This window comes from Reyranella sp., assembly GCF_030651995.1.
Classification (GTDB): Bacteria; Pseudomonadota; Alphaproteobacteria; order Reyranellales; family Reyranellaceae; genus Reyranella.
Genome location: NZ_JAUSBN010000071.1, coordinates 68,290 through 93,884, shown reverse-complemented (window position 1 = coordinate 93,884; position 25,595 = coordinate 68,290). Strand labels below are relative to the sequence as shown.

22 protein-coding genes are annotated in these 25,595 nt (G+C 64.8%); 11 read left to right on the top strand and 11 right to left on the bottom strand.

The window, feature by feature from the left end; all coding sequences use genetic code 11:
* Nucleotides 1-29 precede the first annotated feature (29 nt).
* Nucleotides 30-1,187, top strand: coding sequence for an AGE family epimerase/isomerase (locus Q7V45_RS22315; RefSeq protein ID WP_304856246.1), 1,158 nt, complete (start codon nucleotides 30-32; stop codon nucleotides 1,185-1,187).
* A 10-nt stretch (nucleotides 1,188-1,197) separates the two neighbouring features.
* On the opposite strand, the gene rfbC is transcribed toward Q7V45_RS22315, so the two are convergent.
* The 4 genes from rfbC to Q7V45_RS22295 all read right to left on the bottom strand — a co-directional run bounded on the left by rfbC (nucleotide 1,198) and on the right by Q7V45_RS22295 (nucleotide 4,885).
* A complete protein-coding gene (rfbC, locus tag Q7V45_RS22310; protein ID WP_304856244.1) occupies nucleotides 1,198-1,704 on the bottom strand; it encodes a dTDP-4-dehydrorhamnose 3,5-epimerase in 507 nt (168 codons plus the stop codon).
* Nucleotides 1,705-1,721: 17 nt separating this feature from the next.
* A complete protein-coding gene (locus Q7V45_RS22305) occupies nucleotides 1,722-2,759 on the bottom strand; it encodes a hypothetical protein (RefSeq protein ID WP_304856242.1) in 1,038 nt (345 codons plus the stop codon).
* 28 nt (nucleotides 2,760-2,787) lie between these two features.
* Complete coding sequence (locus Q7V45_RS22300) at nucleotides 2,788-3,807, bottom strand: GDP-mannose 4,6-dehydratase (protein ID WP_304856241.1); 1,020 nt, start codon at nucleotides 3,805-3,807, stop codon at nucleotides 2,788-2,790.
* A gap of 145 nt (nucleotides 3,808-3,952) precedes the next feature.
* Nucleotides 3,953-4,885, bottom strand: coding sequence for a class I SAM-dependent methyltransferase (locus Q7V45_RS22295; RefSeq protein WP_304856239.1), 933 nt, complete (start codon nucleotides 4,883-4,885; stop codon nucleotides 3,953-3,955).
* A gap of 138 nt (nucleotides 4,886-5,023) precedes the next feature.
* Between Q7V45_RS22295 and Q7V45_RS22290 the strand changes: the two genes are divergently transcribed.
* The 3 genes from Q7V45_RS22290 (at nucleotide 5,024) to Q7V45_RS22280 (ending at nucleotide 8,081) form a co-directional block, all read left to right on the top strand.
* Nucleotides 5,024-5,971 (top strand): NAD(P)-dependent oxidoreductase, encoded by a 948-nt coding sequence (locus tag Q7V45_RS22290; RefSeq protein ID WP_304856237.1) that lies wholly within the window; start codon nucleotides 5,024-5,026, stop codon nucleotides 5,969-5,971.
* 74 nt (nucleotides 5,972-6,045) lie between these two features.
* Nucleotides 6,046-6,972 (top strand): thiamine pyrophosphate-dependent dehydrogenase E1 component subunit alpha, encoded by a 927-nt coding sequence (locus tag Q7V45_RS22285; RefSeq protein WP_304856235.1) that lies wholly within the window; start codon nucleotides 6,046-6,048, stop codon nucleotides 6,970-6,972.
* Between the two features lie 14 nt (nucleotides 6,973-6,986).
* The gene (locus Q7V45_RS22280) at nucleotides 6,987-8,081 is read left to right on the top strand and encodes an alpha-ketoacid dehydrogenase subunit beta (RefSeq protein WP_304856233.1); all 1,095 of its coding nucleotides are present in this window, start codon (nucleotides 6,987-6,989) and stop codon (nucleotides 8,079-8,081) included.
* Here the strand turns inward: Q7V45_RS22280 and Q7V45_RS22275 are convergent.
* Nucleotides 8,078-9,055, bottom strand: a complete 978-nt coding sequence (locus tag Q7V45_RS22275) for an NAD(P)-dependent oxidoreductase (RefSeq protein WP_304856230.1) — start codon at nucleotides 9,053-9,055, stop codon at nucleotides 8,078-8,080. The two genes, Q7V45_RS22280 and Q7V45_RS22275, sit on opposite strands and share 4 nt — an antisense overlap.
* A gap of 169 nt (nucleotides 9,056-9,224) precedes the next feature.
* Here Q7V45_RS22275 and Q7V45_RS22270 point away from each other — a divergent pair, with 169 nt between their 5' ends.
* Both Q7V45_RS22270 and Q7V45_RS22265 read left to right on the top strand, forming a co-directional pair.
* Entirely contained in the window at nucleotides 9,225-11,255 is a 2,031-nt protein-coding gene (locus tag Q7V45_RS22270) for a B12-binding domain-containing radical SAM protein (RefSeq protein ID WP_304856228.1), read from the top strand.
* Nucleotides 11,256-11,286: 31 nt separating this feature from the next.
* Nucleotides 11,287-12,246, top strand: coding sequence for an aldo/keto reductase (locus Q7V45_RS22265; RefSeq protein WP_304856226.1), 960 nt, complete (start codon nucleotides 11,287-11,289; stop codon nucleotides 12,244-12,246).
* Here Q7V45_RS22265 and Q7V45_RS22260 read toward each other — a convergent pair.
* Both Q7V45_RS22260 and Q7V45_RS22255 read right to left on the bottom strand, forming a co-directional pair.
* Entirely contained in the window at nucleotides 12,200-13,417 is a 1,218-nt protein-coding gene (locus Q7V45_RS22260; protein WP_304856223.1) for an HAD-IIIA family hydrolase, read from the bottom strand. The genes Q7V45_RS22265 and Q7V45_RS22260 overlap by 47 nt on opposite strands.
* A complete protein-coding gene (locus Q7V45_RS22255) occupies nucleotides 13,414-14,478 on the bottom strand; it encodes a hypothetical protein (protein ID WP_304856221.1) in 1,065 nt (354 codons plus the stop codon). The genes Q7V45_RS22260 and Q7V45_RS22255 overlap by 4 nt, the downstream gene beginning before the upstream one ends.
* Nucleotides 14,479-14,767: 289 nt before the next feature.
* Here Q7V45_RS22255 and Q7V45_RS22250 point away from each other — a divergent pair, with 289 nt between their 5' ends.
* On the top strand, nucleotides 14,768-15,886 hold the full coding sequence (locus Q7V45_RS22250) for a tetratricopeptide repeat protein (protein WP_304856218.1): 1,119 nt from the start codon (nucleotides 14,768-14,770) through the stop codon (nucleotides 15,884-15,886).
* A gap of 25 nt (nucleotides 15,887-15,911) precedes the next feature.
* Nucleotides 15,912-17,489, top strand: a complete 1,578-nt coding sequence (locus Q7V45_RS22245) for a hypothetical protein (RefSeq protein ID WP_304856216.1) — start codon at nucleotides 15,912-15,914, stop codon at nucleotides 17,487-17,489.
* Nucleotides 17,490-17,508: 19 nt separating this feature from the next.
* On the opposite strand, the gene Q7V45_RS22240 is transcribed toward Q7V45_RS22245, so the two are convergent.
* Both Q7V45_RS22240 and Q7V45_RS22235 read right to left on the bottom strand, forming a co-directional pair.
* On the bottom strand, nucleotides 17,509-18,591 hold the full coding sequence (locus tag Q7V45_RS22240) for a hypothetical protein (RefSeq protein ID WP_304856214.1): 1,083 nt from the start codon (nucleotides 18,589-18,591) through the stop codon (nucleotides 17,509-17,511).
* A 56-nt stretch (nucleotides 18,592-18,647) separates the two neighbouring features.
* Entirely contained in the window at nucleotides 18,648-19,979 is a 1,332-nt protein-coding gene (locus tag Q7V45_RS22235) for a UDP-glucose/GDP-mannose dehydrogenase family protein (protein ID WP_304856212.1), read from the bottom strand.
* Between the two features lie 156 nt (nucleotides 19,980-20,135).
* Between Q7V45_RS22235 and Q7V45_RS22230 the strand changes: the two genes are divergently transcribed.
* The gene (locus tag Q7V45_RS22230; RefSeq protein WP_304856209.1) at nucleotides 20,136-21,629 is read left to right on the top strand and encodes a leucyl aminopeptidase; all 1,494 of its coding nucleotides are present in this window, start codon (nucleotides 20,136-20,138) and stop codon (nucleotides 21,627-21,629) included.
* Nucleotides 21,630-21,636: 7 nt separating this feature from the next.
* On the top strand, nucleotides 21,637-22,089 hold the full coding sequence (locus Q7V45_RS22225; protein WP_304856207.1) for a DNA polymerase III subunit chi: 453 nt from the start codon (nucleotides 21,637-21,639) through the stop codon (nucleotides 22,087-22,089).
* 1 nt (nucleotide 22,090) lies between these two features.
* Here Q7V45_RS22225 and Q7V45_RS22220 read toward each other — a convergent pair whose 3' ends face one another.
* The gene (locus tag Q7V45_RS22220; RefSeq protein ID WP_304856206.1) at nucleotides 22,091-23,176 is read right to left on the bottom strand and encodes a hypothetical protein; all 1,086 of its coding nucleotides are present in this window, start codon (nucleotides 23,174-23,176) and stop codon (nucleotides 22,091-22,093) included.
* 13 nt (nucleotides 23,177-23,189) lie between these two features.
* Nucleotides 23,190-24,227, bottom strand: coding sequence for a cyclase family protein (locus Q7V45_RS22215; protein ID WP_304856205.1), 1,038 nt, complete (start codon nucleotides 24,225-24,227; stop codon nucleotides 23,190-23,192).
* Between the two features lie 136 nt (nucleotides 24,228-24,363).
* Between Q7V45_RS22215 and Q7V45_RS22210 the strand changes: the two genes are divergently transcribed.
* Nucleotides 24,364-25,593 (top strand): MFS transporter, encoded by a 1,230-nt coding sequence (locus Q7V45_RS22210; protein ID WP_304856204.1) that lies wholly within the window; start codon nucleotides 24,364-24,366, stop codon nucleotides 25,591-25,593.
* Nucleotides 25,594-25,595 lie beyond the last annotated feature (2 nt).

Sequence of the window (25,595 nt, the reverse complement as noted above, 5' to 3'; positions counted from 1 at the left end):
CGCTCAGCGCGTGTCCGGAGTTGAGCCTGATGTTCCAGGATGTTCGATCAGCTGCGACGTTCATGGTGTCATGGATGCGCGAGCAGGCCCTGCCTCTTTGGGCGACGTCGGGATTCGATGCGGAAGCCGGACGTTTCGAGGAAGGCCTGACATTCGGAAGAGAGCCCCGTCGGCAGGTTCCGATCCGGCTGCTCGTCCAGGCCCGCCAGATTTTTGTCTATGCGCTTGCGAAGCGCCGGCTATGGCATCCCGGCTCGGACGAACTCGTCGAACGCGCGTTCGCCGCGATGAAGAGGGACTATTTCCGGCCCGATGGCCGCGATGGATGGGCGTTCTCGATTGCCCGGGATGGAAGCGTCGTCGATGCCACGCGCGACTTTTATGCGCACGCATTCGTCCTTCTGGCGGTTGCGTCCTACGTGCAGGCAACCGGCAAACAGGAGGGACTGGCCGTTGCCCGCGACACGATCGCCTTCCTGGACCGTGAAATGACAGCACCGCAGGGGGGTGGCTATCTCGAGACCGTGCCCGCGCGGGAAGGGCCTCGCCGGCAGAATCCGCACATGCATCTGTTCGAGGCCATGCTCGCCCTATGGGAGTGCTCGGGAGACCGCCACTTTCTGGAGAGAAGCGGAAAGCTGTTCGACCTGTTCCTCTCGAGGTTCTTTCAGGATCGGCCGGGCGTGCTTCTCGAATACTTCGACACCGCGCTGAGGCCTCTCTCCGGCGCTGGCGCGATCGTCGAGCCGGGGCACCATTTCGAATGGTGCTGGCTGTTGCGTCGTTATGAAAGGGCGAGCGGCGACAGTCGCGTCGGATCGATCGTCGAGAGGTTATACGAACACGCCGGTCGCGCGGGCTTCGACGCGGACGGGCTGCTCGTCGATGAGGTTCACCAGGATGGCGGGCTCGCGAAAGCCTCGCGTCGCTTGTGGCCGATGACCGAGGCGATCAAGAGCGATCTGGCCGAAGCGTTGCGCGGGCGGATGGGCGCCATGGAGAGGGCCGCGGCATCGACGCAGGCGCTCCACCGGCGCTTTCTGGAGCCAGCCCCGAAAGGTGGATGGGTGGATCGCCTCGATCAGGACGGAACGCCGCTCGGCGAGTTCATGCCGGCGACAAGTCTCTATCACCTGGCCGGCGCGGTCGATGAACTCTCGGGATTCCCCGGCGAGGCAGGACGCTGAGGGAAGGCGGTCAGCCGCCCTGGTCCCGTACCGAGACGATCGGATCCTTGACCGGCCACCAGATGTTCAGGGCCGGGTCGTTCCAGACCAGCGTGAACTGGCCCGATCGGTCGTAGTCCGTGGTCTGCTTGTAGTGGAAGATCGCCTGTTCGCTCATGACGACATGACCATTGCCGAACTTGGGCGGCACCAGCACCTGAAGCCGGTTGCTCTCGGACAGGGTGAACGACGTCCACTTCCGGTACTGTGAGGACTGGGGGTCGTTGTTGATCACGACCATGTAGAAGCTGCCCTGCAGGCAGGAGATCAGCTTCCAGGTCTTGTCGTCGCCGTGGATGCCTCGCAGCACATGCCGGCGCGACACCGAAATGTCGTCCTGGATGAAGTGCTGGTCGATCCCGGCCTCGCGGTAGAGGCGTTCGTTGTAGGTCTCGACATACTGACCGCGGAAATCCTCGAAGATCGTCGGCGGCTTGATCAGCCTGACGGAGTCGAGGGGTGTCGCGAAGGTCTCCATGTGAATTCCCGTCGATTTCAGGATTGCGGCAGTGTTTCGAGCTGGCGGTAGACGATCGTCGATCCGGTGAAGTCGATCCCCGCCGGCACGTGGAGAAGATGGGAGAGGGCGGCCCGGACCCGCGGCTGCTTCTCGGGCGGCACGATGAACGCCATGAAACCGGCGCCGCCGGCGCCGAGCAGCTTGCCGCCGAGCGCGCCGGCGGACAGGGCGGCCGAGTAGACATCGTCGATGCTGGTCGTCGTGACGCCGTCCGACAACTGGCGCTTGAGCTGCCAGGCTTCGTCCAGGAATTTCCCGAACGATTCGAGGTCGCCGGAGCGAAGCTGCTTCGCGGCGGGTTCGACCATCGCGTGCATGCGCCGGAGATGGTTGCTCTTCGTGGCGAGATTGGAGACCAGCATCTTGGCGATCGCCGAGGAAAGCCTGGTGGTGCCCGTGTAGAAGAGAAGAAGCCAGTCCTCGAGTTTCTGCTGGTTCTGGCCCGACAGGTCCAGCGGAACGACGTCGATCGCGCCATCGGTTCCAAAGCTGATGACGTTCAGGCCGCCATAGGCGCTGGCCACCTGATCCTGGCATCCCACCGTCTCCTGGAGAATGTCGCGCTCCAGGTGGATCGCGGCGTTGGCGAGATCGCGCTTGTTGATCGTCTGCCCGCGCATCGCGTGGAGGACGTTGATCAGTCCCACGGAAAAGGAGGAACTCGAGCCGATGCCCGAGCGGGCCGGAAGATCGCCCTGGTGATGGATTTCGACGCCCCGTTCGTTGTCGAACTCCATGTACTGCAGTCCCGCCCGAACCGCCGGATGCAGGATCTCGGAGATGGAGTTGACGGTTTCGATGTGGGACCAGACCACCCTGTGGCGGGTCGCGAAGAAGGGGGGCAGATGACGCCCGACGATGTAGCAGTACCTGTTGATGGCCATCGACAGCACGCTGCCACCATGTTCCCGGTACCATTCGGGATAGTCGGTCCCGCCGCCGAAGAACGACACGCGGTAGGGTGTCCTCGACATTGCCATCGACATGTTGTCGCTTGCCGCAGGGCGCTTCATCTTTGGATGCTCTGTTCGGTTCTTCTGGCTATCGCGTCAGGAAACGGTTGCCCTCGACGGCGACACGCTGCCGCCAATAGTCGAGCAGATCGTGCATCGTCTGCTCGAAGGGAATTTCGGGTCGCCAGCCGGTGTGCTGCTCGAACTTCGACGTATCGGGTACCTGGAGATCGGCATCGATGGGGCGAAGCCGGTCCGGGTCGACCTCGACCTTGATTTCCGCACGCTTCGGCGACAGCGCGATGAGATGCTCGAGGATGTTTCCGACGGTGCAGGAATGGGTGCCGCCGATATTGTAGTAGGCGCCCGCGACCGGATCCTTCGTCACGAGAAGATAGTAGGCGCGCACGGCATCGCGCACGTCGGCCACGGTGCGCAGCGATTCCAGGTTGCCGACCTTGACCACCGGCGGAACCAGGCCGTGCTCGATCATTGCAATCTGCTTGGCGAAGGTCGATTCCGCGAACACGTCGCCGCGGCGCGGGCCGGTATGCGTGAACATGCGCGTGGTCATGACCTTCATGCCATAGGCCTCGGCATAGAAGCGGCCGACGAGATCGGTACCGACCTTGGAGATGGCGTAAGGCGAGGCGGGGTGGAAGCTGCATTCCTCGGAGATCGGCAGCTTTTCCTTCGGCACCCGGCCGAAGACCTCGGAGGAAGCGCAGACGTGGATGACGGCATCCGGAGCCGTCGTGCGCAGGGCGTCCAGGACCCGCACCGTCCCGAGGATGTTGGTGTCCATCGTGTCGAGCGGGGAGTCGAAGCTGGTGCGGGGAAAGCTCTGGGCGGCCAGATGGAACACATAGTCCGGCTTTGCCGATTCGACGCAGCGCTGGATGGAGAGAGTGTCTCGCAGGTCGCCGTAGACCAGGCGAACCCGGGAGCCCGAATTGATCGGACCGACGATGGCGCTGAGATTGTCGAGAGGGCTGCGCCAGCGCAGGAGGCCGATGATCTCCCAGTCGGTGTGCTTCAGGATGTACTCGGCAAGGTGCGACCCGACCATTCCAGTGATGCCCGTGATCAGGGCGCGCTTGGCCGACATCTTGAAGTGCCTCTCGCTTGGCTTTGGATCCGTCCGGGCGCCCATGCGGGTCCGGTCGGTGGCCTCAATAGCCGGTCTCGCCTGTGAATGCGACCCCGGGATTACCCCCGGGTCGCCCCACCGGCCGCGGGCCTGCGGCCTCGGGTCAGACGGGTTCCCAGGCGACCATGGAGAAGCACTCGTGGAAGCGGCTGCCGAACTTCAGGCGCTGCACCTTGAGGAACCTAATGGAACCGGCCTTCTCGAGGGCGCGCAGATGAGGCAGGAGACCGCTGAGGTACTTGCGCTGCTGATGATACCGGATGGCCAGGGCGTCGTGTGGCAGGTCCGGATCGTAGAGTTCCAACATGGGTTCCACGTGCACCACCCGCTTCGGGCGCTTCGCCAGGACGAAATCCAGGAAGGGAAGGAACCTGTCGCCGACCTGTTCCAGGGCGCACATGGTGAGCACGGCGCTGTTCGGGGCGAATTCGAAGCTGCTCTCGGGAGCGAAGAAGTCGAACCGCTGGCCGGAGATCTTCATTCCGTGCTGCTCACCCAGCAGGTCGGCGATCTTGACCGCGGCAGGCGCCCAGTCGAGCGCGGTGATCGAAGCCTGTGGGTAGAGTTTAGCATAGGCCGCAACGTTGAAGGCGCTGCCGCTGCCGAATTCGTACAGATGCGACGCATCCGCAAGGTAAGTCCGGAACAGCCAGTCGCGGAAGATTTCGAGAAAGGCCAGTTCGAACCGATCGGTGACTCCCTCGACATAGGCGCCCTGCCAGCGCAGGAGGGCGGTGCCTCCCACGAACCGCGGATTGAGAGCCTCCAGCGCGTGTCCTGACCCGACGAAATCGTCCAAATGATCCTGCCAGGCGTCGCGCCAGATGGAAGCGCGATGCTCCCCGACGACCGTGAATCCGCGAGCGATGTCCTCGGCCACCTTCGTGCGGGCATCTGCCTGGGCCGCCTCGTCGAGAGGGGAGTACAGGAGCGGGGTCTTTTCCAGCAGCGCCTTGGTGCGGTCGTCCAGGCTTCCCGCCGGGATGCCGACCGCGACTTCGAATTCTCTCTGACCCAGGCGCTGATGCGGCGACATTCCCATTTTCCTGTCAACTCGTCGGTTTGCGAGCGTTCCTTAGCACGTCCGGCGGCTCGGTTGACCGAACTGTGCGACAATCTGCCGATCGGCATTTAGGGTCGGCGCAGCGTGCAGGTGACGGAGGAACAGTAAGAGATGACCATTGCAGTGGCGGGTGCAACGGGGCTGATCGGAAGGCACGTCGTCGAGGCGCTTGCTGGCCCGACGGGAGAGCCCGTGGTCGCGACCTACAGGTCGCGCGCGCCCTTTGCCGTCGAAGGCGTCCGGTGGGTCCAGTGCGATCTCACCGATCGGGCCCAGGCGTCGCGAGCCTTCGCCGGTTGCGACACGGTCGTCCTGTGCGCCGGCCGGGTCTCCACGAGCGCCGTCCTGCGGGACGAGCCGGTGGAGTCGGTGCTCGACAATCTGCGCATCGTCACCAACGCCATGGAAGCAGCCGCACGAGGCGAAACGCGCCACGTCGTGCTCGTCAGCTCCTGCACCGGCTATCCGCCCGCCACGGAATTGCTGGAGGAAGAACAATACGAAACCGGCAATCCGCCGGGGCACTGGTTCGGGGTGGGGTGGATGCACCGATACCTGGAAAAGCAGCTCGAATGGTATGTCCGGACGTTGGGCTGGCTGGAGTCCGCCGTCGTCCTGAGGCCGACCCTCGTCTATGGACCGTATGACGATTTCGACCCGCGGACAGGCCATTTCCTGCCGTCGCTCGTCCGGCGCGTCGTCGAACGCGCCCATCCGATACGGCTGGCCGGCGACGGCACCCAGACACGAAACCTGATCCACGCCCGCGACCTCGCCGGTGCCGTAAAGACGGTGCTGCGGCCCCAACGAGGCTTTCGGGCTTTCAATGTGGCCACACAGGACGAGGTCTCGGTCCGGTCGATCCTGCAGGCGCTGCTCGACGCCGACGGCTTCGGCGATGCGCTGGTCGAACTGGAAGGCCAGAATTTGGGGCCTGCGATGCTGCGCGTTTCGGGGCGCCGCTTCATGGAAGCGACGGGCTGGCAGCCGGCAACGTCGATTCAGGACGGCCTGGCCGAGCTGCTCGGCTGGTATCGGGCCAACCGCCATGTTGAATAGTTGCAGGCGTCTCGCTAGGAGAGGCGGCAGTGGCGGCCGGAATGGCCGACTTTCAGGCTGGGGAATGTAGTTTGATGGACAGCGACGAGCGCTACCGCCGACTTTTCCGGACAGCGCTGACGATCAGGCTGGTCGAAGAGCGCATCATCGAGCTGTATCCTTCCGACAGGATTCAAAGCCCCGTTCACCTGTCGATCGGCCAGGAAGCTGTCGCGGTCGGGGTCTGCGATGCCTTGAAGCCGGACGATCTCGTGTTCGCGACCTACCGCTCGCACGGCTTCTACATCGCCAAGGGCGGCTCGCTGCCCAAGATGTTCGCGGAACTCTACGGCCGTGTCGGTGGTGTCTCCAAGGGCAAGGCCGGCTCGATGCACCTGTCGGCCCCGGAAGTCGGGCTGATGGGCTCCTCCGCCGTCGTCGCCAGCTCGATCCCCCATGCGGTCGGTGCGGCGCTCTCGTTCAAGCGCCGGGGCAGCTCGCGCGTGGCCGTCGCAGTATTCGGGGACGGTGCGACCGAGGAGGGCGTCTATCACGAGAGCCTGAATTTCGCGGCGTTGATGAAGGTGCCGGTGCTGTTCCTCTGCGAGGACAACGGCCTCGCCGTGCACAGTTTCAAGAATGCCCGGCAGTCCTACAATCTGCTCGAGCACGCCAGGACCTTCGGCATCGAATGCCGCCGGGTGGACGAGGGGTGGGACATGCTGGCGATCCGCCAGGCCACCCTCGACGCGCTGGCCGTGGTGCGAGCCGGCCGGCCCTTCGTCCTCGAGATCGCGACCGGGCGCTACAAGGAGCATGTCGGCGTCGGCGACGATTTTCATTTCGGGTACCGGAGTGCCGCCGACATCGATGCGTGGAAGGCTCGGGATCCGCTGCTGCTCGACGAGCAACTCGTTGCCGAGCTCAAGCCGGAGATCGATCGCGAGATCGCGGCCGCCGCCGCCTTCGCCGAGAACAGCCCTTTCCCGGGCCGCGACGAACTGCTGACCGACATCATCTAGACAGGGCTTGAAGCATGAACGTCTCTTCGAAAGAGCGTCCGTCGACACAGACGCGCGTCCTGTCCTATGCCGGTGCGCTGCTGGAGACCATGGACGCCGCGCTGGCAGACCATCCCAACGCCTTCATCATGGGCCAAGGCGTCGACGACTTTAAGGGCATCTTCGGTTCGACCACGGGCCTCGCACAGAAGTACGGCGTCGAGCGCGTGTTCGACGTCCCGCTGATGGAAGAAGGCATGACGGGTGTCGCCATCGGGGCGGCGCTGGTCGGGGATTATCCGATCACGACGCATATCCGGGCCGACTTCTCGTTCCTGGCGATGAACCAGATCGTCAACCTAGCCTCCAAGTACAGCTACATGTTCGGCGGCATCATGTCGTGCCCCATGCTGATCCGCCTGGTCGTCGGGCGCAGCTGGGGGCAGGGGGCACAGCATTCGCAGAGCCCGCAGGCGACGTTCGCCCACTATCCCGGCCTGACGGTCGTCATGCCGTCGACCAGCCAGGCGATCCTCGACATGTATCCGCAGATCATCGCCCGGCATCCCGGTCCGGTGGTAAGCATCGAGCACCGGCTGCTCTACAATCTCGACTTCTCGGTCTCCGCCGGTACGCCGTCGAAGCCGATCCCGCTCACCAGCTACGTGGCCCGCGAGGGGAACGACGTGACGGTCGTGGCGACGTCCGTGATGGTGTTGGAGGCGTTGCGCGCGGCCCAGTATGTGGCCGAGAAGGCTGGCATCGAGGCCGAGGTCATCGACCTCAACTCCATCAGCCACCCGGACTGGGAGCTCGTCATCGGCAGCATCCGCAAGACGGGCAGACTGGTCATCGCCGATACGTCGTGGCTCGAGTACGGCGTGGCCGGTGAGGTCTGCCGGCAGGTCATGCTGCGCGATCCCTCGATGCTGCGGCAGGCGCCGGCGATGCTCGGCATGGCCGCGGCGCCCTGTCCGACGGCGAAGAGCCTCGAAGACATCTACTATCCGAGCCAGCACGAGACCGTCGAAGCCATCCTGACCCAGGTCCGCGGCAGCGGCCACGGCATCGAGCTTCCGGTCGAGCGATCGATGACGGAAGGCTACAAGCGCTTCAGGGGACCGTTCTAGCGAAGCGCCGGGCTGGCCGGGTCGTTCCTGTACCAGGCCAGGGTTCGCCGCAGCCCCTCCGCCAGGGACAGCTTTGCCTCGAAGCCGAGCAGCGAGCGGGCGAGACCATTGTCCATCAGGCGCACGGGAACGGTGCTGGGTTTCGACGCGTCGAACGTCACGTGGGCGTCGTCGACGGCATCGACCTCCAGCAACGTCTCGAGGACCTGCCGCACGGCGTAGCCTTGTCCGGCGCAGATGTTGACGGCGAGGAAGGGAAGGTCCGTCGAGACGGCGGCGAGGGTGCCGTCGACGAAGTCGTCCACATAGATCAGGTCCCGGATATCCTCCCCGGTCCCCCAGACCTGGAGCGGGGTTTGACGCTCGGCGACCCGCCGCACCAGGGCGGCCGTCACGTGGCTTACGGCAAAGTCGAACTTGTCGTAGGGGCCGTAGACATTCGAGGGGCGGATGACCACGGTGGGCATCGGGTTCGCGATCTTCTCGGCATAGGTCCGGCAGAGGATTTCGGCGTAGCGCTTCATCCAGCCCGCCGGGAAGTAGACCTCCTCCGGATCGCCGTCGAACATCTCTGCCTCGGTGACGGGCCGGGCGCCCGTGCCCGGGTAGGCAGCGCCGCTCGAGATGAAGCAGACCTTCTTCACCTGCGCCTGGTAGGCGGCCTCGAGGAGAAGAGTGTTGATCAGCACATTCGGCGTCACATGCACGAGAGGAGTCGTCCGGATGACGCCCGCTCCGGAGGTCTGGGCCGAGCAGATGAGGACGACGTCCATCCCCTCGACGACACGGGCGCAGTCTTCGGGACGCCGCAGGTCCGCCTCGACGACCTCGGCGTCCGGAAACGCAACCTGCAGGGGCTTTCGGTGAACCGTCAGGCGCAGCTTGGCCCCCAGGTTGCCCAGCTTCAGGGCCAGATTGGTTCCCAGGAAGCCGGCTCCGCCGGTGATCAGAACCTTTTTGCCCGCAAACTGCATTTCACCCTCGAGACACCGAAAAATCCCTGCTGGAGCAGGGGATTATGCCCGTCAATCCTATTGCAATGCGAAGTGCGCCGCTCTACCTCTCTGGGCGACTTCCACCGACATATCATCCACCACTTTGGCTGGTTTCCGCCAAGGGACCGAGGACAACGGGGCGCAGCGAATGTCGACGCCACACGCCGAAGAAGCCACTGTGCAAGCGACGCCGCCGACGAAGCCGTTGGTCGTCGGGCTGGTCCAGATCAACAATTCCTTCTCCGGCCAGAACTATCTGCCCTATTCGGTCGCCTTGCTGCAGACCTACGTCCAGAAATTCGCAGCCAGGCCCGAGCTCTTTCGGTTCCTGCCGTCGCTCTACAAGCGCGTGCGCATCGCCGATGCGGTCGAGGCCCTGAAGGATGCCGACATCGTCGGCTTCAGCACTTATGTCTGGAATGGCCGGATTTCGCTCGAGATCGCCCGTCGACTGAAGGCGTTGAAGCCGGGCATCGTCATCGTCTTCGGCGGGCCGCACGTTCCGGACCAGCCCGAGTCGTTCATGCGGGCCAATCGCCAGATCGATCTCGCGGTCCACAACGAGGGCGAGCGGACGTTCCTCAAGCTGCTGGAAACGTTCCACGATCGGTCGACGTGGGACACCATCCCGGGCGTCAGCATGGTCAGGGCCGACGACAGCTTCGTCCGAACCAAGAATCTCGACCGGGTTCGCGATCTCGACGAAATTCCGTCGCCGTTCCTGGAAGGCGCCTTCGACGAGATCATGGCGGCGAACCAGACGGAGAGCTGGATCGGTCTGTGGGAGACCAACCGGGGTTGTCCCTTCCGCTGCACGTTCTGCGACTGGGGCTCGGCAACCGCCGGCAAGGTCACCAAGTTCGGCGAGGAGCGGCTCTATCGCGAGGTCGACTGGTTCGCCCAGAAGAAGATCGAGTACATCTTCTGCTGCGACGCTAACTTCGGCATCCAGAAGCGCGACGTCGACATCGCCAACTACGTCGCCGACGTGAAGAAGACGACCGGCTATCCGGTGGCGCTCTCGGTGCAGAACACCAAGAACGCGACGGAACGGGCCTACGAAACGCAGAAGATCCTGTCCGACGCCGGCCTCAACAAGGGCGTGGCGCTGTCGATGCAGAGCGTCGACATGCCGACCCTCGAGGCGATCAAGCGCGACAACATCTCCCTCGGCACCTACATGGAGTTGCAGCGCCGCTTCACGCGCGACAAGGTCGAGACCTATTCGGACCTGATCCTGGGCCTGCCCGGCGAGACCTACGAGTCCTTCGTGCGCGGCGTCGACCAGTTGATGGAGAACGGCCAGCACAACCGCATCCAGTTCAACAACCTGTCGATCCTGCCGAACGCCGAGATGGGCGATCCCGCCTACCAGGCGAAGTACGGCATGGTCACGGTGGAATCCAAGATCATCAACATCCACGGCGAGCGCATCGAACTCGATGACGACGTGCCGGAAGTGCAGGATCTGGTCATTGCCACCGCGGCGACGCCGCTCGACGACTGGCGGCGCACCCGCATCTTCTGCTGGATGACGGCGCTGCTCCATTTCGACAAGCTGTTCCAGATCCCGCTCATCCTCGCGCATGGCATTTCGGGCATTTCCTACCGCGATATGATCGAGGCCTTCATGGCGGCCGATGCCAAACGGTTCCCGACGATCGCAGGGATCAACGCCTTCTTCGAGAGCGAGGCACGGTCCATCCAGGAGGGTGGTTCCGAGTACGTTTTCTCGAAGGAGTATCTCAACATCTTCTGGCCGGCCGACGAGTACATCTTCGTTAAGCTCACGGCGGAAGGGAAGTTCGACGCCTTCTACAAGGAGGCCGGCGAACTCCTTTCAGAGACCGTGCGGGCGCGGAGCGACGGCCTTCCGCTCGAGATCGTCGAAGAGGCGGTCCGGCTGAACCACGCGCTGGTGCACCAGCCCTTCGCCAAGGGCGACATCAAGGTGAAGCTCGACTACGACCTTCTGGACTACTGGAACAAGGTGCGCGGCGGCGAACCCGCTCTGCTGCGCAAGGTCCCGATCGTCGTGGAAGTCGACCGCACCAGCAGGCCCTACGACGATTTCCAGAAATGGTGCCGCGAGATCGTCTGGTGGGGCAACAAGAAGGGCGCTTATCTCTATTCGCCCCGCGCCGTCGAGATCACGCCCGAGCTGGCCGGTCACTACTGACCCTGCGGCCGACGCCATGAAGTATCGTAAGTTGGGCGAGACCGGAATTATGGTCTCGGAGGTGGGGTTTGGCGCCTGGGGCATCGGCGGAAGAACGGCCGGTGCCACGTCCTACGGCGATACGGACGACGCCCAGTCCCTGAGCGCTCTGCACCGGGCGCTCGATCTCGGCATCACCTTCTTCGACACGTCCAGCGCCTATGGGGCGGGGCATAGCGAAGCCCTGATCGGCAGGGCGGTGGCGGGCAGGCGGGACAAGGCCGTGATTGCGACCAAGGCGGGCTACGACGATTGGACGAAGCCTCCGGATTTCTCGCCTGCTGCCATCAGGCGCTCGGCGGAACTCAGCCTGAAGCGCCTCGGGACCGACTATCTCGACGTCCTGCAGCTCCACAATCCTCCCTCGGACGTTCTGACCGCCGGTGAGACCAGGGAGGTGCTCGCCGCGTTGCTCGCCGAAGGGAAGATCCGGTCCTGGGGCGTCTCCGCGAAGAACCCCGCCGGCGCGGTCGAGGCGCTGCGTGTGATGGGAGCCCCGATCGTCCAGGCCAACTTCAACATGATGGACGTTCGCGTCGTCACCGAGGGGCTGCTAGAGGAAGTCTTACGGCGCGGTGCGGCGTTCATCGCTCGGACTCCGCTTTGCTTCGGCTTTCTCACGGGGACGATCGACCGGACGACCGTCTTTGCCGCCGGAGACCACCGGGCGGCGTGGTCGCGCGCCCAGCTCGACAACTGGATCGATGGAGCGCGCGACCTGCTGTCGGCGGTCTCGGCGAACCCGGGACGTGAAGCCGTTCTGGGCGCCCTGCGCTTCTGTCTTTCGTTCGACGGCGTTTCGAGTGTCATCCCCGGGGTGCTTCACCCCGCAGAAGCGGAGACGAATGCCGAAGCGAGCGGGCAGGGGGCTTTACCGGCCGACGTCGTGGAAAAAGTGCTGGCGATCAACGCGCAGAGGAGCTTCTTCGTGTCGCCGGCACGCGCATCCTGACGAAGTCGAGCAGGTTGCCGCCGGAAAACTGATAGCCGGAGATGCCGGCCGCGGCCGCCGCCTGCATGTCGATGTCACGGTCGCCGATCATGAAAGACCCTTCCATGTCGACGTTCCATTCCTTCCGAAGCTTGAGGATCATCCCCGGTGCCGGCTTGCGCAGCTCGGAAACCCGCCGATATCGCTCGACCGCCCCCTCGGGGTGATAGGGGCAGTACTCGAAACGATCCACATGCGCGCCGGCGCTTTGCAGCTCGCTCTGCATCCAGCCATGAAGAGACCTTACGTCGTCCTCGCCATAGTAGCCGCGCGCGACGCCTGCCTGGTTCGTAACGGCGAACACATAGTAGCCGGCATCGTTCAGCCAGCGGATCGCCTCCTTTGCCCCGTCGATCCAGCGTATCTGCTCGGGGCGATGCACGTAGTTATCGTCGTGATTGATCACACCGTCCCGGTCGAGGAACGCAGCCGGCCTGCGCGTGAAGGCCGGCATGACCTGCTGCGAGCGTGCAAAATCGTCGGGAACCCCGATGTCGATGAAGGTGCCTTCCGCGGCGAGCCCCAGGAGTTCGCCCTCCGAGGCGAGCGGAGGGAGAATGTCGTTCTCGAGCGAGCTGGGGACGCTGCGGATCCTCTCGAGGATCCGACGCCGGACGAGATAGATGCCGGCGTTGATGGGGAGCTCGCTTTCCGCCTTGGGCAGGAACCGCGATATGCGGCTCCCGCGGGTTTCGACGCGGCCGTACCGCCCCCCGGCGACACCTCTGGCCAGCGCGAGGTGCATCGTCCAGTCGTCGCGCTCGAGAGCCGGCACGAGGGCCAGCCAGTTGAAGCCGAAGAAGGAATCGCCATTGGCCAGGAAAAAGACCGGATCGAGGGCGTGAGCGGCGTTGGCGAGGGCGCCTGCCGTGCCCAGGGGCGCCGTTTCCACGACCACGTCGATCGACAGACCGCCGACGACCTTGCCCGCATAGTGTCGCACGACTTCGCCGGCATTATGCCCCGCCAGCAGCAGCAATCGCTCGAGGCCGAAACGGTTTGCCTCGTCTATCAGATAGTCGAGAAAGGGCCGGCCTCCGACCTTCAGAAGGGGCTTGGGCATATTCTGGGTGAGCGGACCGAGGCGCGTCCCGAGCCCGCCGACCAGGCAGACGACCTGCCGGACGGTCATGGCACGTCCCAGGCCGCGCGAGCCACGGTCCGTTCCGTCAGGGTCTCGCGGCCCAGGCCCCAGTCGGGATCATTCGTCACGAGGGAAGTGTCGTTCTTCGCATACCGAGCCGCCTTGGCCACGAAGTGGCGTTCGATCGAGGGAGCGAGGATCTCTTCCAGGCCGCGGACGCGGCGCCGGGGATAGTCGAGCCATACCCGCAGATTCATCGCCAGTTCCCGCCGGTGGCGCCTGATCAGATAGTGGTCAAGCCTGAGTTGCCAGTCTTTCCAGATCGTGGTCACGCGCTGGGCATGGGTGTTTCCGTGCACGACCTTGTAGATGCACTCCTCCTGCCAGTGGACCTCGGACGCACCATGCGCGGCCGCGGCATGGAGCGCGATCGAATCGGAATCCAGGCAGAGGACGGTCGGGTCCTTCTGGTAGCCTCGGATCTCGTGCCACCTCGGCGTGGACATCAGGATGAAGTCGCCGCAGGCATTGGTGTGGAGATCCCGCATCTTCCAGTCGATGCTGTGAGTCAGCCGGTCGTTCCTGAGGACGACATGGCGCGCCAGCGCCGCCAGGAGTTCATCATCCGGAAGGTCGAGCCACGACTCGTCCTCCATGCGGGCATCCAGCCTGTCGCAGCGATAGACGCGCCGGTCGTCGAGGTCGAACTGGCCGATCGTCGATACAAGCTTCTCCGAATAGAACGTATCCAGCGCCTTGGGCGTCACAAAACGACCCCTGGCCCGCCGCAGGCCGACATTGGCCGCGTGGTTTACGTGCATCCCGCGTTTCTCCCAGCCGCGCGGGCCACGATGGAATTGCGGGGGCACGACGATGAACCGAACGCTCGCGTGGGATGTGCTGCCGAGGAAGCCATTCAGCAGGTCCGCCAGGAGGGGATTCCCGGGCGGGGGGTTCCACTCCACGACGATCACCTCGGAGGGGATCTTGTAGCTGTCGAGCTGGCGGACGAGGAAGCCCAGGGAGTGTTCAAGGCGCTTTGCGTAATTCGGCGTGTAACCGTCGTTCCGTGCCCAGCCAACGATGCTGAGATAGGGCGGGGCATTCATTCGTTGACACCTGCTCGAACGGCCTAAGTGCCGTCTTGTGGGGCGGTTTGTTATCGATGCGGTAGAATTCCGTCAATTGCGTGCCTGCGTGGCACACCCTGCGGGGTGATCGGTGCCTTGACGTTCCTGCGACGCTAAGTTAGCGGACAGGCCGAAATGGCGGTTTGGCGGGCTATCGGAGCGTTCTGGCAGTTCTGCGAGCAATCTCGGGGCAGGACAAGGCCCCGGCCGGCGTCGCGGCTTATTCGGTCCCCTACCGTGCGGGAGCAATTTTGTGAGTAACTCAGGGATGTTGTTGCGCCTGTCGGGAAGCCTGCGAGAGGCGCTCAGTACGCGGCGGCGGCAAGCGGCAGACGAGTGGGTCCCGGGCGGCAACGGCAGTGAAGCGGAACATCTCTTCCTGCGCGCAACGGCGCTCTTTCGTACTGGTGACGGCGAGACAGCCATACGCCTGCTCCGGCAGGCGATCGAGATCGCTCCTGGTTTTTCGGATGCGATCGAGGCCGAAGCCGAGGCCCTCGACATGGGCGGCGACATGGCCGCGGCGTCCGCGAAATACGAGCAGGCCCGCAGGCTCCGGCAGGCCGGGCGGCCAGGGGCCCCGGACCGGCACTTCGTGCTGCGCCAGCAGGGATCGCATACCGCCGAGATCGTCGCCTATACGAGGGTTCTGAAGTCGCTCAAGAAATTCGCCTTGCCGCACCTCGCGCGCGGGAATGCCTATCTCGCCGACCGGCAGCCCGACCTGGCGCTGGCCGACTATGAACGCACCCTGAAGCTTCACCCCAACTCGCTGGACGCTCTGGCGCTGAAGGGTGAAGCGCTGTCCGCCCTGGGCCGGCACGCTGCCGCTCTCGAGGTCCTCGACAGGGTGATCGCCGCGCGCCCGAAGGACCCGGAAGCCTTGAACGCCCGGGGTATTGCCCATGTGGCGCTCGGACACGTCGAGCAGGCCAACGGCGACTGGCGGCAGCAACTCGCTCTGCTCGGCGGTCGTCCGGCCGCGAGTGCCTATGTTGCCATGCGTCTCGCTGATCATGAGCTCGCGCTGGCCCATCTCGAAACGATGGTCAGGAACGACCGCCGCGATCCCTACTGGACGGTGTATCTGCGCACCGCATTGCTCCGGCTTGGACGGCCCTTGTCCGCCGACGGCTTCGTCGACGGCGATCCCTGGGTCTCGTCGCTGCTGGCGTTGCAGTCTGGAAAGGTTTCCGAGTCGGAAGTGATGGCTCAAGCCGACAGCGCTGCCCGTCGTGCCGAAGCGCTGTTTCAGCTCGGTGTGGCCGCGCATGCCCGGGATCGGTCCGCCGCCCGCTCATATTGGCAGCAGGTCGTGGACACCGGTCAGCCCACGCTCGTGGAATACGCAGCAGCCCGCAACGAGCTGGCGCGTTCCGCTCCCTGAGTGATTGCCCCTCACGCGAGGTATCATGTTTTCCGTCATTCTCTATGGCCGCAACGACACCCACGGCTACAATCTCCACAAGCGGGCGGCCATCAGCTTCAATGCGATCGCCGAGGTGATGTCGGATCCGGACGATGAGATTCTCTTCGTCGACTACAACACGCCCGACGATCACCCGACCTTTCCCGAGGCGATTCACGACACCCTGACGGAGAAGGCCAAGAAGGTCATGCGGGTGCTGAGGATCCGCCCCGAACAGCATGCGCATCTCAGGTCGAAGACGCATCTGGTCGCGCTGGAGGCTCAATCCCGCAACGTGGCACTGCGCCGGTCGAACCCGCGGAACCGGTGGGTCCTCTACACCAACACCGACATGCTGCTGGTGCCCCGCATCGAGGGCGAATCGCTCAGCGATATCCTGGGCGCCGTTCCTGATGGTTTCTACCAGATACCGCGCTTCGAACTTCCGGAAATGCTGTGGGAAGCTGCCTTCGACCGCCGGGATCCGGCCGGCAATCTCGCCAAGCTGCGGGACTGGTCGGTCCGCTACCACCTGAACCAGGTCGTCCATAACTTCATGCCCATGAAGTATGATGCCTTGGGCGACTTCCAGGCAGCGCTTCGCGAGGACATGTTCGCGATCCATGGTTTCGACGAATCGATGCTGCTGGGCTGGCATTGCGACTCGAACCTGGCCGCGCGCCTTGCCCTGTATCGTGGGCGCGTCGACACGCTGATCGACAAGGTCTTCGGCTATCACTGCGATCATACCCGCGTTGCCGCCGCCAACAACAAGGGCCGGCAGACCCGGATGAACGACCAGGATCAATACATCTGGAACGTGTCGACGCCTTACGTTCCGGAGCAGGCCGAGAACTGGGGTTGGCCGGACGTCGAGATCGAGGAAGTGAGGCTCGACCGCGAGACGTCCTACCAGCGCTTCACGGCAGGACTCGATGCGGCCTTGAAGCCGGCCACGGTGCCGTACACGTCGACCAGCCTGGAATGGTTCCTCTACGACGATCTGACCTACGATATCGACCACACCTTGCCCTTCGTGGCCGATCAGATGCTGACCTATCCGCGTTCGACGTCGGTGATGATCGTGGGAGCCCGCGGTGAGTTCGTCGAGCGGTTCCTCACGGCGTGGCGGGCCATGGGATTCACCGGTCCGGTTCTGGTGCCGAACGAGTGCGAAGGCCTTCCGTCGGATCTGGAGGGAGAGGAGAGGGGCGCCTTCGAAGATCTGCTTCCGAGGGCGGAGATGTTCATCTTCGAGTTCGGCCTGGCAACGCAGGATGCGGAGGAGCCCATCCGCATAGGACGGCAGGCCGGTCCGTTGGATACCAAGCGCCTCAAGGTCGTCGCGAAGCTCTTCAAACAGGCGGCTTCGATGGAGGCGGAAACGCGGCCTCCGGGTCGGCGGACCCCGCGTCGCTTCGTCGGCGTGAACGTGATCTACAACAAGTTCTGGCCGCTGTTCACGGACTATGTCGGCGCCAACATCAACCCGTTCTGCAGCCAGGTTCTTGCCGGTTTGCCGCGCGTCGATCCGAGCCTTCGCGGCAAGGTTCTGCGCTTCCGGGGACGTCGCGCGATATAGTTGATCGGCTTGCCCGGCCTCAGTTCTCCGGCTTTCGATCGAACTGCACGAGAAGGCGATTGATGTACTTCTCGCGGGGCGTGCCCTGAAGTTTCGTCGGGACGAGGCGGATTCCCAGGGGACCCCTTTCGAGGTCCGCCGAGTTGGTGTTGGGGCCAAGCCCGTATCGGGCCCAGATGATCAGCCTGTCGGTGCGCGTCGGAACGATGCCGCGATGCAGCGCGAGCGTGTTCACGAGGAACATGGAGCCGGCCGGCCCGGTGAGCTGTACGGCGGCGTTCCTGAAGTGCTGCTCGCAGGCGCTGGAAAACTCCTCGCCCATGTCGTCGACGAAGCTGCGCTCGACATCCATCTTGGAGCGCCACCACGGCACCGACTTCAATAACTTCTTCATCCCGTCGACCGAATGCGATCCGGGGATCACCTCGTGTGGTCCGCCGTCCGGGCCGACGTCCGTGAGGTAGAGGAACAGCGTCAGGAACCGCCAGTCATCGGTATCCCTGTGGAAGAACTGCACATTCGTCATCTCGGGCTTTTGGGCGGGGAACGTCCACCAGGCATTGAGCGAATAAAGCGTTGGAACACAGCCGAGATACTGCTCGATGAGATCGATCAGCGCGGGATCGTTGAGGGCTTCCAGCAGGCCCGGTGCCTTCAGGACGAAATCCGAGTTGTAGCCTGCCATCGGGAAGTCCGAGCGCACGTCAGCGAGGGACCGCATCGCCCCGTCGAAAGAGAAGACATGCGCTCCCTTGTGAACGGGCAGTGTTCCGAAGTAGTCGCGAAGCTGGGCGGCATTTTCGAGCAGGCCCGGAATCTTGACATGCGAACGCTCCCTCAGTTCCGGCAGCAGTGCGCGGAAATTGGATTGCGGCGCCGCTGACTTCAGCTCGGCCTCCACCTTCTGCCGGTCCCGGACGATCACTTCCGCGATCTCGTCCCACTTGTGCCGAGGCGTGCTACGGCGAATTGCCGTGATGGCTCTGCCGGTAAGGTCGGTGAAAACAGTCATTTGATGAGCCTGTCTCGCATTGCTCGCAGGAGAAAATTCCAGTGTGAGTGTGCGGCTTAAATGCCAGCAACTCAACAAACCCGAGGGCACATGAAAAAGCCCGCACGATGCGGGCTTTGACGTTCAGTGATGCTGAAACGCCGGCTCTACCGGCCCGATCCGAGATACAGAAGGTCGGCGACCTCTTCGAACTTGTCGGCGGGCAGCGTCCGCCACAGGTCGAGAACGGTCAGACGCTGACCCTCCCGCTTGCAGCAGTCGGGCGAGATGTCCTTGTACTGCGGCCAGCCGGTCGCGACGATCAGCAGGTCGCACTCGCGCACCGCACCCTCTATCGAGGAGGCGCCGACCACCTTGTCGCCCAGCACGGCGAGCGCGGCATCCTGCGCCAGCGGATCGTGCACGGTGACCACATAGCCCGCATCGGCGAGCTTGGCGGCCAGCTTCACGCTGTGGCTCTCTTCCACCACCGGCGTGTGCGGCTTGTAGGAGAGGCCGAGGATGGCGATGCGCGTGCCCGCCTTGGCGAACTTCGAGACGAGAGTGGAAAGGCGCTCGACCTGGAAGTTGTTGATGCGGTCGGTTGCCTCGGCCACGTCGGCGCGCGCGCCGATCTTGCGGGCGAAGGCGGCGAACGCCACGTTGTCGCGCGGGAAGCAGGGGCCGCCATAGCCCATCGCCCCCTTGAGGTACTTCGCGCCGATGCGGGTGTCGGCGCCCAGAGCCTTGGTCACGGCGTCGACGTCGGCGCCCGGAATCCGGTCGCAGATGTCGGCCAGCATGTTGGCGTAGGAAATCTTGGTGGTGACGTAGGTGTTCACCGAGATCTTGGTGAGTTCGGCATTGACGAAGTTCATGCGCTGCACCGGCGGCTTCGTCTCGCACATCTGCAGGTAGATGGTCTGCAGCATATCGCCGGCCTTGGCATCGCTCTCGCCGATCAGGATCGAGTCGGGGAACAGCATGTCGCGCACGACGCTGCCCAGCGCGATGAACTCCGGATTGTAGCACAGGCCGAGGTCGGGGCCGACCTTGCGGCCGGAGGCGGCCTCCAGGGCGTCCTTGATCTCGGTGCCGGTGGTGCCGGGCATCACCGTGCTGGTGATGACGACCATGTGATAGCCCCGCTTGTTCTTCAGGGCCTTGCCGAGCGTCTCCATGGCCTGGAGCACGAAACGGTTGGAAAAGAAGCCGGTGCTGTCCGACGGGGTCGGGACGATCACGAAGCTGGCGTCGCTCTTCTGGATCGCCTCGTTGGCGTCCATGGTCGCCGACAGGCGCTCCTTGTTCGCGGCGATCAGTTCGTTGAGCTGCGGTTCGACGATCGGCATCTTGCCGGCGTTCATCGAGTCGACCAGCGTCTTGTTCACATCCAGGCCGATGACGGTGAAGCCGCGGCTGGCGAGCACCGCGGCGAGGGGGGCACCGAGCTTGCCGAGACCGACGACCGAGACGCGAGGCAGAGTTCCTATGGTCATTTCCATGTCCGTTTTGAGGGCCGGTACTGATACTGGCGCTTGCGTCCCGATGCCACCCCGATTTTGCAGGGGCGCGGCGGCCAAACACAGCTTGCGCGGTCCCGTCGCAGGGGCGAAATATCGGGTCAAGTCAGGCGCCAGGCGCAGGGGATGTGGATGAAAGTGGAGTTTTTGGCCTTTCCGAAGGCCTTTGCCGGCAATGTTGCGGTGTTCGTCGGGGCCGAAAAGCAGCTGCTTGCGACGGCGGAAGCCGTCGACACGGCGGCCGACGGGGCCGTGACCCGCGCCCTGGAGGCAGGGCGGTTCACCGGAGCCAAGGGCCAGACCCAGACCGTCCTGGGCCAGTCCGGTGAAGTTGCACGCCTGCTGCTGCTGGGCGTCGGCAAGGGGCAGGACCTCGATGCACGGGCAGCCGAGGAGCTGGGCGGCGTGGTCGCGGCCGAGGCCAATGCCGCCGGCCATACCGCCGTGACCGTGGTCGTCGACCCGGTCAAGGGAAGCCGCCTGTCGCCGGCCGAGCTGGCTGCCCATCTCGCGCTGGGCGTCCGCCTGCGCAGCTATCGTTTCGACAAGTACAAGACCAAGGACAAGCCCGAGCAGAAGCTGTCGCTCCAGCGCCTCACCGTCGTCCTGGCCGCACCCGCCGAGGCCCGGAAGGCCTATGCCCAGCTCGAGCCGGTGGTGGACGGCGTGTTCCTGGCGCGCGATCTGGTGAGCGAGCCGCCGAACGTTCTCTATCCGGTGGAATTCGCGCGCCGTGCCAAGGAGCTCACCAAGCTTGGCGTAAAGGTCGAGATTCTGGGCGAGGCCGAGATGAAGAAGCTCGGCATGGAGACGCTGCTGGCGGTAGGGCAGGGCAGCGGCCGCGACTCGCAGCTCCTCGTCATGAAGTGGATGAACGGCCCGAAGGGGCAGGCCCCCGTCGCCCTGATCGGAAAGGGCGTGTGCTTCGATACCGGTGGCATCTCGCTGAAGCCGGCCGCCGGCATGGAAGACATGAAATGGGACATGGGCGGCGCCGGCGCCGTCACCGGCGCCATGAAGCTGATCGCCGGCCGCAAGGCCAAGGCGAACGTCGTGGCGGTGTGCGCGCTGGTCGAGAACATGCCCGACGGCAATGCCCAGCGTCCTGGCGACGTCGTGAAGTCGATGTCCGGCCAGACGGTCGAGGTCATCAACACCGACGCCGAAGGCCGGCTGATCCTGTGCGACGCCATGTGGTACGCGCAGGAGAAGTTCAAGCCGCAGGCGATGGTCGAGCTGTCGACCCTGACCGGCGCGATCATCGTCGCGCTGGGCCACGAGCGCGCGGGTCTGTTCTGCAACGACACGGAGCTGTCCAACCGGCTGCGCGCGGCGGGGTCGGGGATTGGCGAGAAGCTGTGGCGCATGCCGCTCGGGCCGAAGTACGACAAGCTGATCGACTCCGAGATCGCCGACATGAAGAATGTCGGCGGCGGGCGCGACGGCGGCTCGATCACGGCGGCGCAGTTCCTGCAGCGCTTCGTTAAGGAGGGTGTCGCCTGGGCGCATATCGACATCGCGGGCGTCGCGTGGTCCAGCAAGGGCGACACCACAAGGCCCAAGGGCGCGACGGCCTTCGGCGTGCGCCTGCTCGACCGGCTGATCGCCGAAAACTACGAGCGCTGATCCGCCGATGGCGACCGAGGTCAACTTCTACCATCTGACCCGATCGTCCCTGGAAGACACGCTGCCGCGCCTGCTGACCAAGACGTTGCAGGCGGGGGAGCGGGCGGTTGTGTTGCTCGGTTCGCCGGAGCGGGTGGATGCGTTGAATACCCATCTCTGGGTCTACGATCCGGACGGGTTCCTGCCGCACGGTGCGGCACGCGATGGCGAGGCCGATCGCCAGCTCGTCTGGCTGACGCATCTCGACGAGAACCCGAACGGCGCGAATTTCCTGTTCGTCGCCGACCGGGCGAAGTCGGAGAAGGTCGGCGACTACAAGCGCTGCTTCGAACTGTTTGATGGCCGGGACGACACGGCCGTCGCCGACGCGCGCGATCGGTGGAAGACCTACAAGACCGCGGGCCACACCCTGGCCTATTGGCAGCAGACCGATACGGGCGGCTGGGAGAAGAAGGCTTGAGCTAACGCCTGTCGCGCGGCCTCAGATAGGCCTGCCAGGCCGCGGCGAGACGCTCGCGCAGGGGGATCGGACCTTCGGGCCGGTAGAAGTCCGGCGGATCGGACTCGAAGCGGGCCATGTAGCTTCGATAGTCGAGCGGCCGGGCGCGGTCGCCCTGGGCCTGGCCCGCGAGGATGTCCAGCCCGTGATCGACGTCGATGACGGGCTTCAGCCTGTCGCGGCAGCCGAGCAGAAGTTCGGCGGCGGCATCGGGCACGTCCCAGGCCGACAGGATCGCCGCCAGCTTGGCCACTTTCTCGGCGTTGAGGCCCGCAAGCCTTGCCGGACCGTTGGGACCCAGAAGATCGAGCGCGTAGTAGGCTTCGCCCTGGAAGGGGCGACCGGAATGCGTCTCGGCCGGGGTTGGCCACACGTACCGGGCCGGCAGAGCCCGCGAGGAATAGGTGCGCACGTCCAGTCGGAACAGATCGAAACCGTGGCGGCGCATGAAGCGGTCGGTGTTGTGGAAGGAATGCTCGTCGGGAGCACCGTCGCCCACGAAGTTCACCTCCATCTGCACGGCCAGCAGGTTCGCCGGCAGGCGCCCCTCGAAGCTTTGAAGGATCTGCCAGTCGATGCCGTCGGTGTCGATCTTCATGTAGTCGAGGTCGGTCCAGCCGCGCGCCGCGAGCAGGTCGGGCACCACCACGGGCTTCGCCGGATCCGCGAGCCCGGTCAGTTCCCAGGCATTGTGCCGAAGCTGCTCCTCGGTGGAGGCCGTCCGGAGCTTCGCGTCGCGGATCGCGCGCGTGCGCATGAAGCTCATGCGATCGCGCATCATCATGATCAGCGGCGCCGCCGGACCGGCCGACAGGTCGATCGGCTGGTCGGCGCGGGGGCTCACGAAGGCCGCCACGTAGGACACGTCGGGATTGCGTTCCTCCGCAGCGAGCCGCCGGCATTCGCTGTCGCTGGCGTCGATGCCCAGCGCCTTCAGCCGGTCGCCGAAGGCGCGCCACTTCGGATCGAGGCCGCCGGAGCAGCCGATATCCAGGAGCGCGAACCGTTCCGCCTTCAGCCCTCGGGCGACGAACGCCGGGAACGACATCGCGATGCCGGCCTCAGACCGTTGCCACGGGAGTCGCGGGCGAGCCGACCGCGCCGGGAAGGCGGAGCGGCGGCGCCGTCAGCAGGAAGCGCGAGCGCTTGCTGTCGCGCAGCCAGAGCGCCAGATCCTTCAGCCACCAGATCTCGCCGAGATTGAGCCCCAGCTTGAACAGGCAGTGGTTGTGGAGCGGCAGCGACGGGTGGTCGGCCTTCTCGGGGCCGGGCTTCGCCGGCACGGCCTCGACGCCATAGTTGTCGGCGATCAACGCCGAGATCTGGCTGTCGGTTATCCACTGCAGCAGGCGCTTGTCGCGACCGTCGAGCACGCAGCACATCGCATGCGCGCGCGCCGGGTCGACGTTCTTGTTCATCTTCACGATCTCGTCGGTGAAGCCCGTGTACAGCAGCAGCATGTCGCCGGGTTCGACCACCACCTTGTCGGCGTCGAGCACGCGCTTGAAGTCGTCGTAGCTCACATATTTGTGGTCGCGGCCATAGTGCTTCTCCAGGTCGACCAGCACGGCGCGGCCCTGGATCGCCTTGGCCGCCATGTTCTCCACGCCGAGCTTGTGGGCGTAGGACAGGTGACCGCAGCCGTCGCGGCCGGCGTCGGGCTGCGGCCCGACCACGTCGGAACCGGCCTTGAATCCATTGTAGTAGAGAGGCTCGGGCACGCCGTCGCCATCGGCGTCGAACATGCCGCCGACATGGGCCAGCGTGTCCCACTGGGTCGAGTACTGCAGAGTCAGGATCACCCGGTCGTCGCTCGCCACGTCGACGAATTGCGGGTTGAGGCTGTTGGTCAGGAAGTTGAAGCGCCAGCCATTCTCGTCGCCGGTGGGCGACAGGACGGGCGGCAGGCGGCGGGGGTTCAGGACGTTGCCACCCGGAAAGTCCAGCGGCAGACTGAGACAGAACGATATGCCTTCCTTCACCTCGGCGATGCCCTCGAGCACCTTCTTCGGCGTGATCAGGTTGAGGCGGCCGAGCTGATCGTCGTCGCCCCAGTCTCCCCAGGTCGAACCTTCGGGGCGATGCTTCCAGCGCTTCATGATGCGTTTCTCCCTCTTGCCGGCGGGGACACTACAAGGGCCGCCGCAGCACGTCATCACATGCGCATGGCTCCCCCGCGCATTTCCGCAAACGTCCGCGATGCGGATCGCCTATGATGATCGGGACGAGGTTCCCATGGCTGCTGCCACCGTACCGCCGCTTCAGCATGATTTCAGGGTGATCAGCCTGATCGGCGTCGCCCATGGGGTGAGCCACTACTACCAACTCGCCTTTGCGACCATGTTGCTGATCGTCCGTCAGGAAGCGGGTCTGAGTTACGCCGACGTCGGCCTGCTGGCTGGCATCTTCTATGGGGTCTCCGGAGTGGCGCAGACGGCAGCCGGCTTCGCGGTGGACCGTTTCGGCGCCCGGCCGATCCTCGCCGGCGGTCTTCTCGTCGTCGGGCTTGGCCTGGCCTGCATCTCGGTCGCGCATTCCTTCCTGGGCTTCGCCGGTATCGCGGTCATCGCGGGGCTGGGCAATTCGGTCTTTCATCCGGCAGACTTCGCGCTGCTGAACTCGTCGGTGAACGCCAACCGGCTGGGCCGCGCCTTCAGCATCCACGGGCTCGGCGGATCGCTCGGCTGGGCGGCGGCGCCAGTGATGTATTTCCTCGACAGCATGTTCGGCTGGGTGGGGGCGGCACTGATCGGCGCGTTGCCCGGAATCATACTGTCGGGACTGGTCTTCGTTCATCGTGAGCAGTTGGTCGATCACAGGGTCAAGGTGCGTGCGGCCGCCGCGCTGGCCGGCGGCAGGCCGGGGCTGGCGCTGTTCCTGCAGCCGGCGCTGCTGCTCTGCCTCGCTTACTTCGCGCTGATCGCCGCCAACACGGTCGGCATCCAGCAGTTTGCGGTGCCGGCCTGGAGCAGCATGTTCGGCGTCACGGAGAACTATGCCGCCTTCTGCCTGATCGTGTTCATCGCCGGCTCGGCCGCGGGTATCCTGGTGGGCGGCTATTTCGCCGACCGTGTGCGCCGGCACGATCTGGTGGCGGCGTTTGGCCTCCTGGCGGCGGCCTGCCTCACTGTCCCGATCGCCACCCAGACCGTGCCACCGACCTTGCTGCCGGTCCTGCTGGCGTTGGCGGGGGCCGCCGGCGGCATCACCAATCCTTCGCGCGACATGATCGTGCGCAATGCGACGCCTCCCGGCGCTTCGGGCAAGGTCTTCGGCTTCGTCTATTCGGGCCTCGATATCGGCTCGTTCGTGGCGCCGCCGCTGTTCGGCGTGCTGATGAACAGCGGCCTGCCGGCGGTGATATTCTGGATCGCCGTCGGGCTCTACACGTTCAATGCCGGCATGGTAATGCTGATCCGGAACAGCAGCGCCCGCAGGCCGGCCTACCCGGCCGTAGCCGAGTAGAG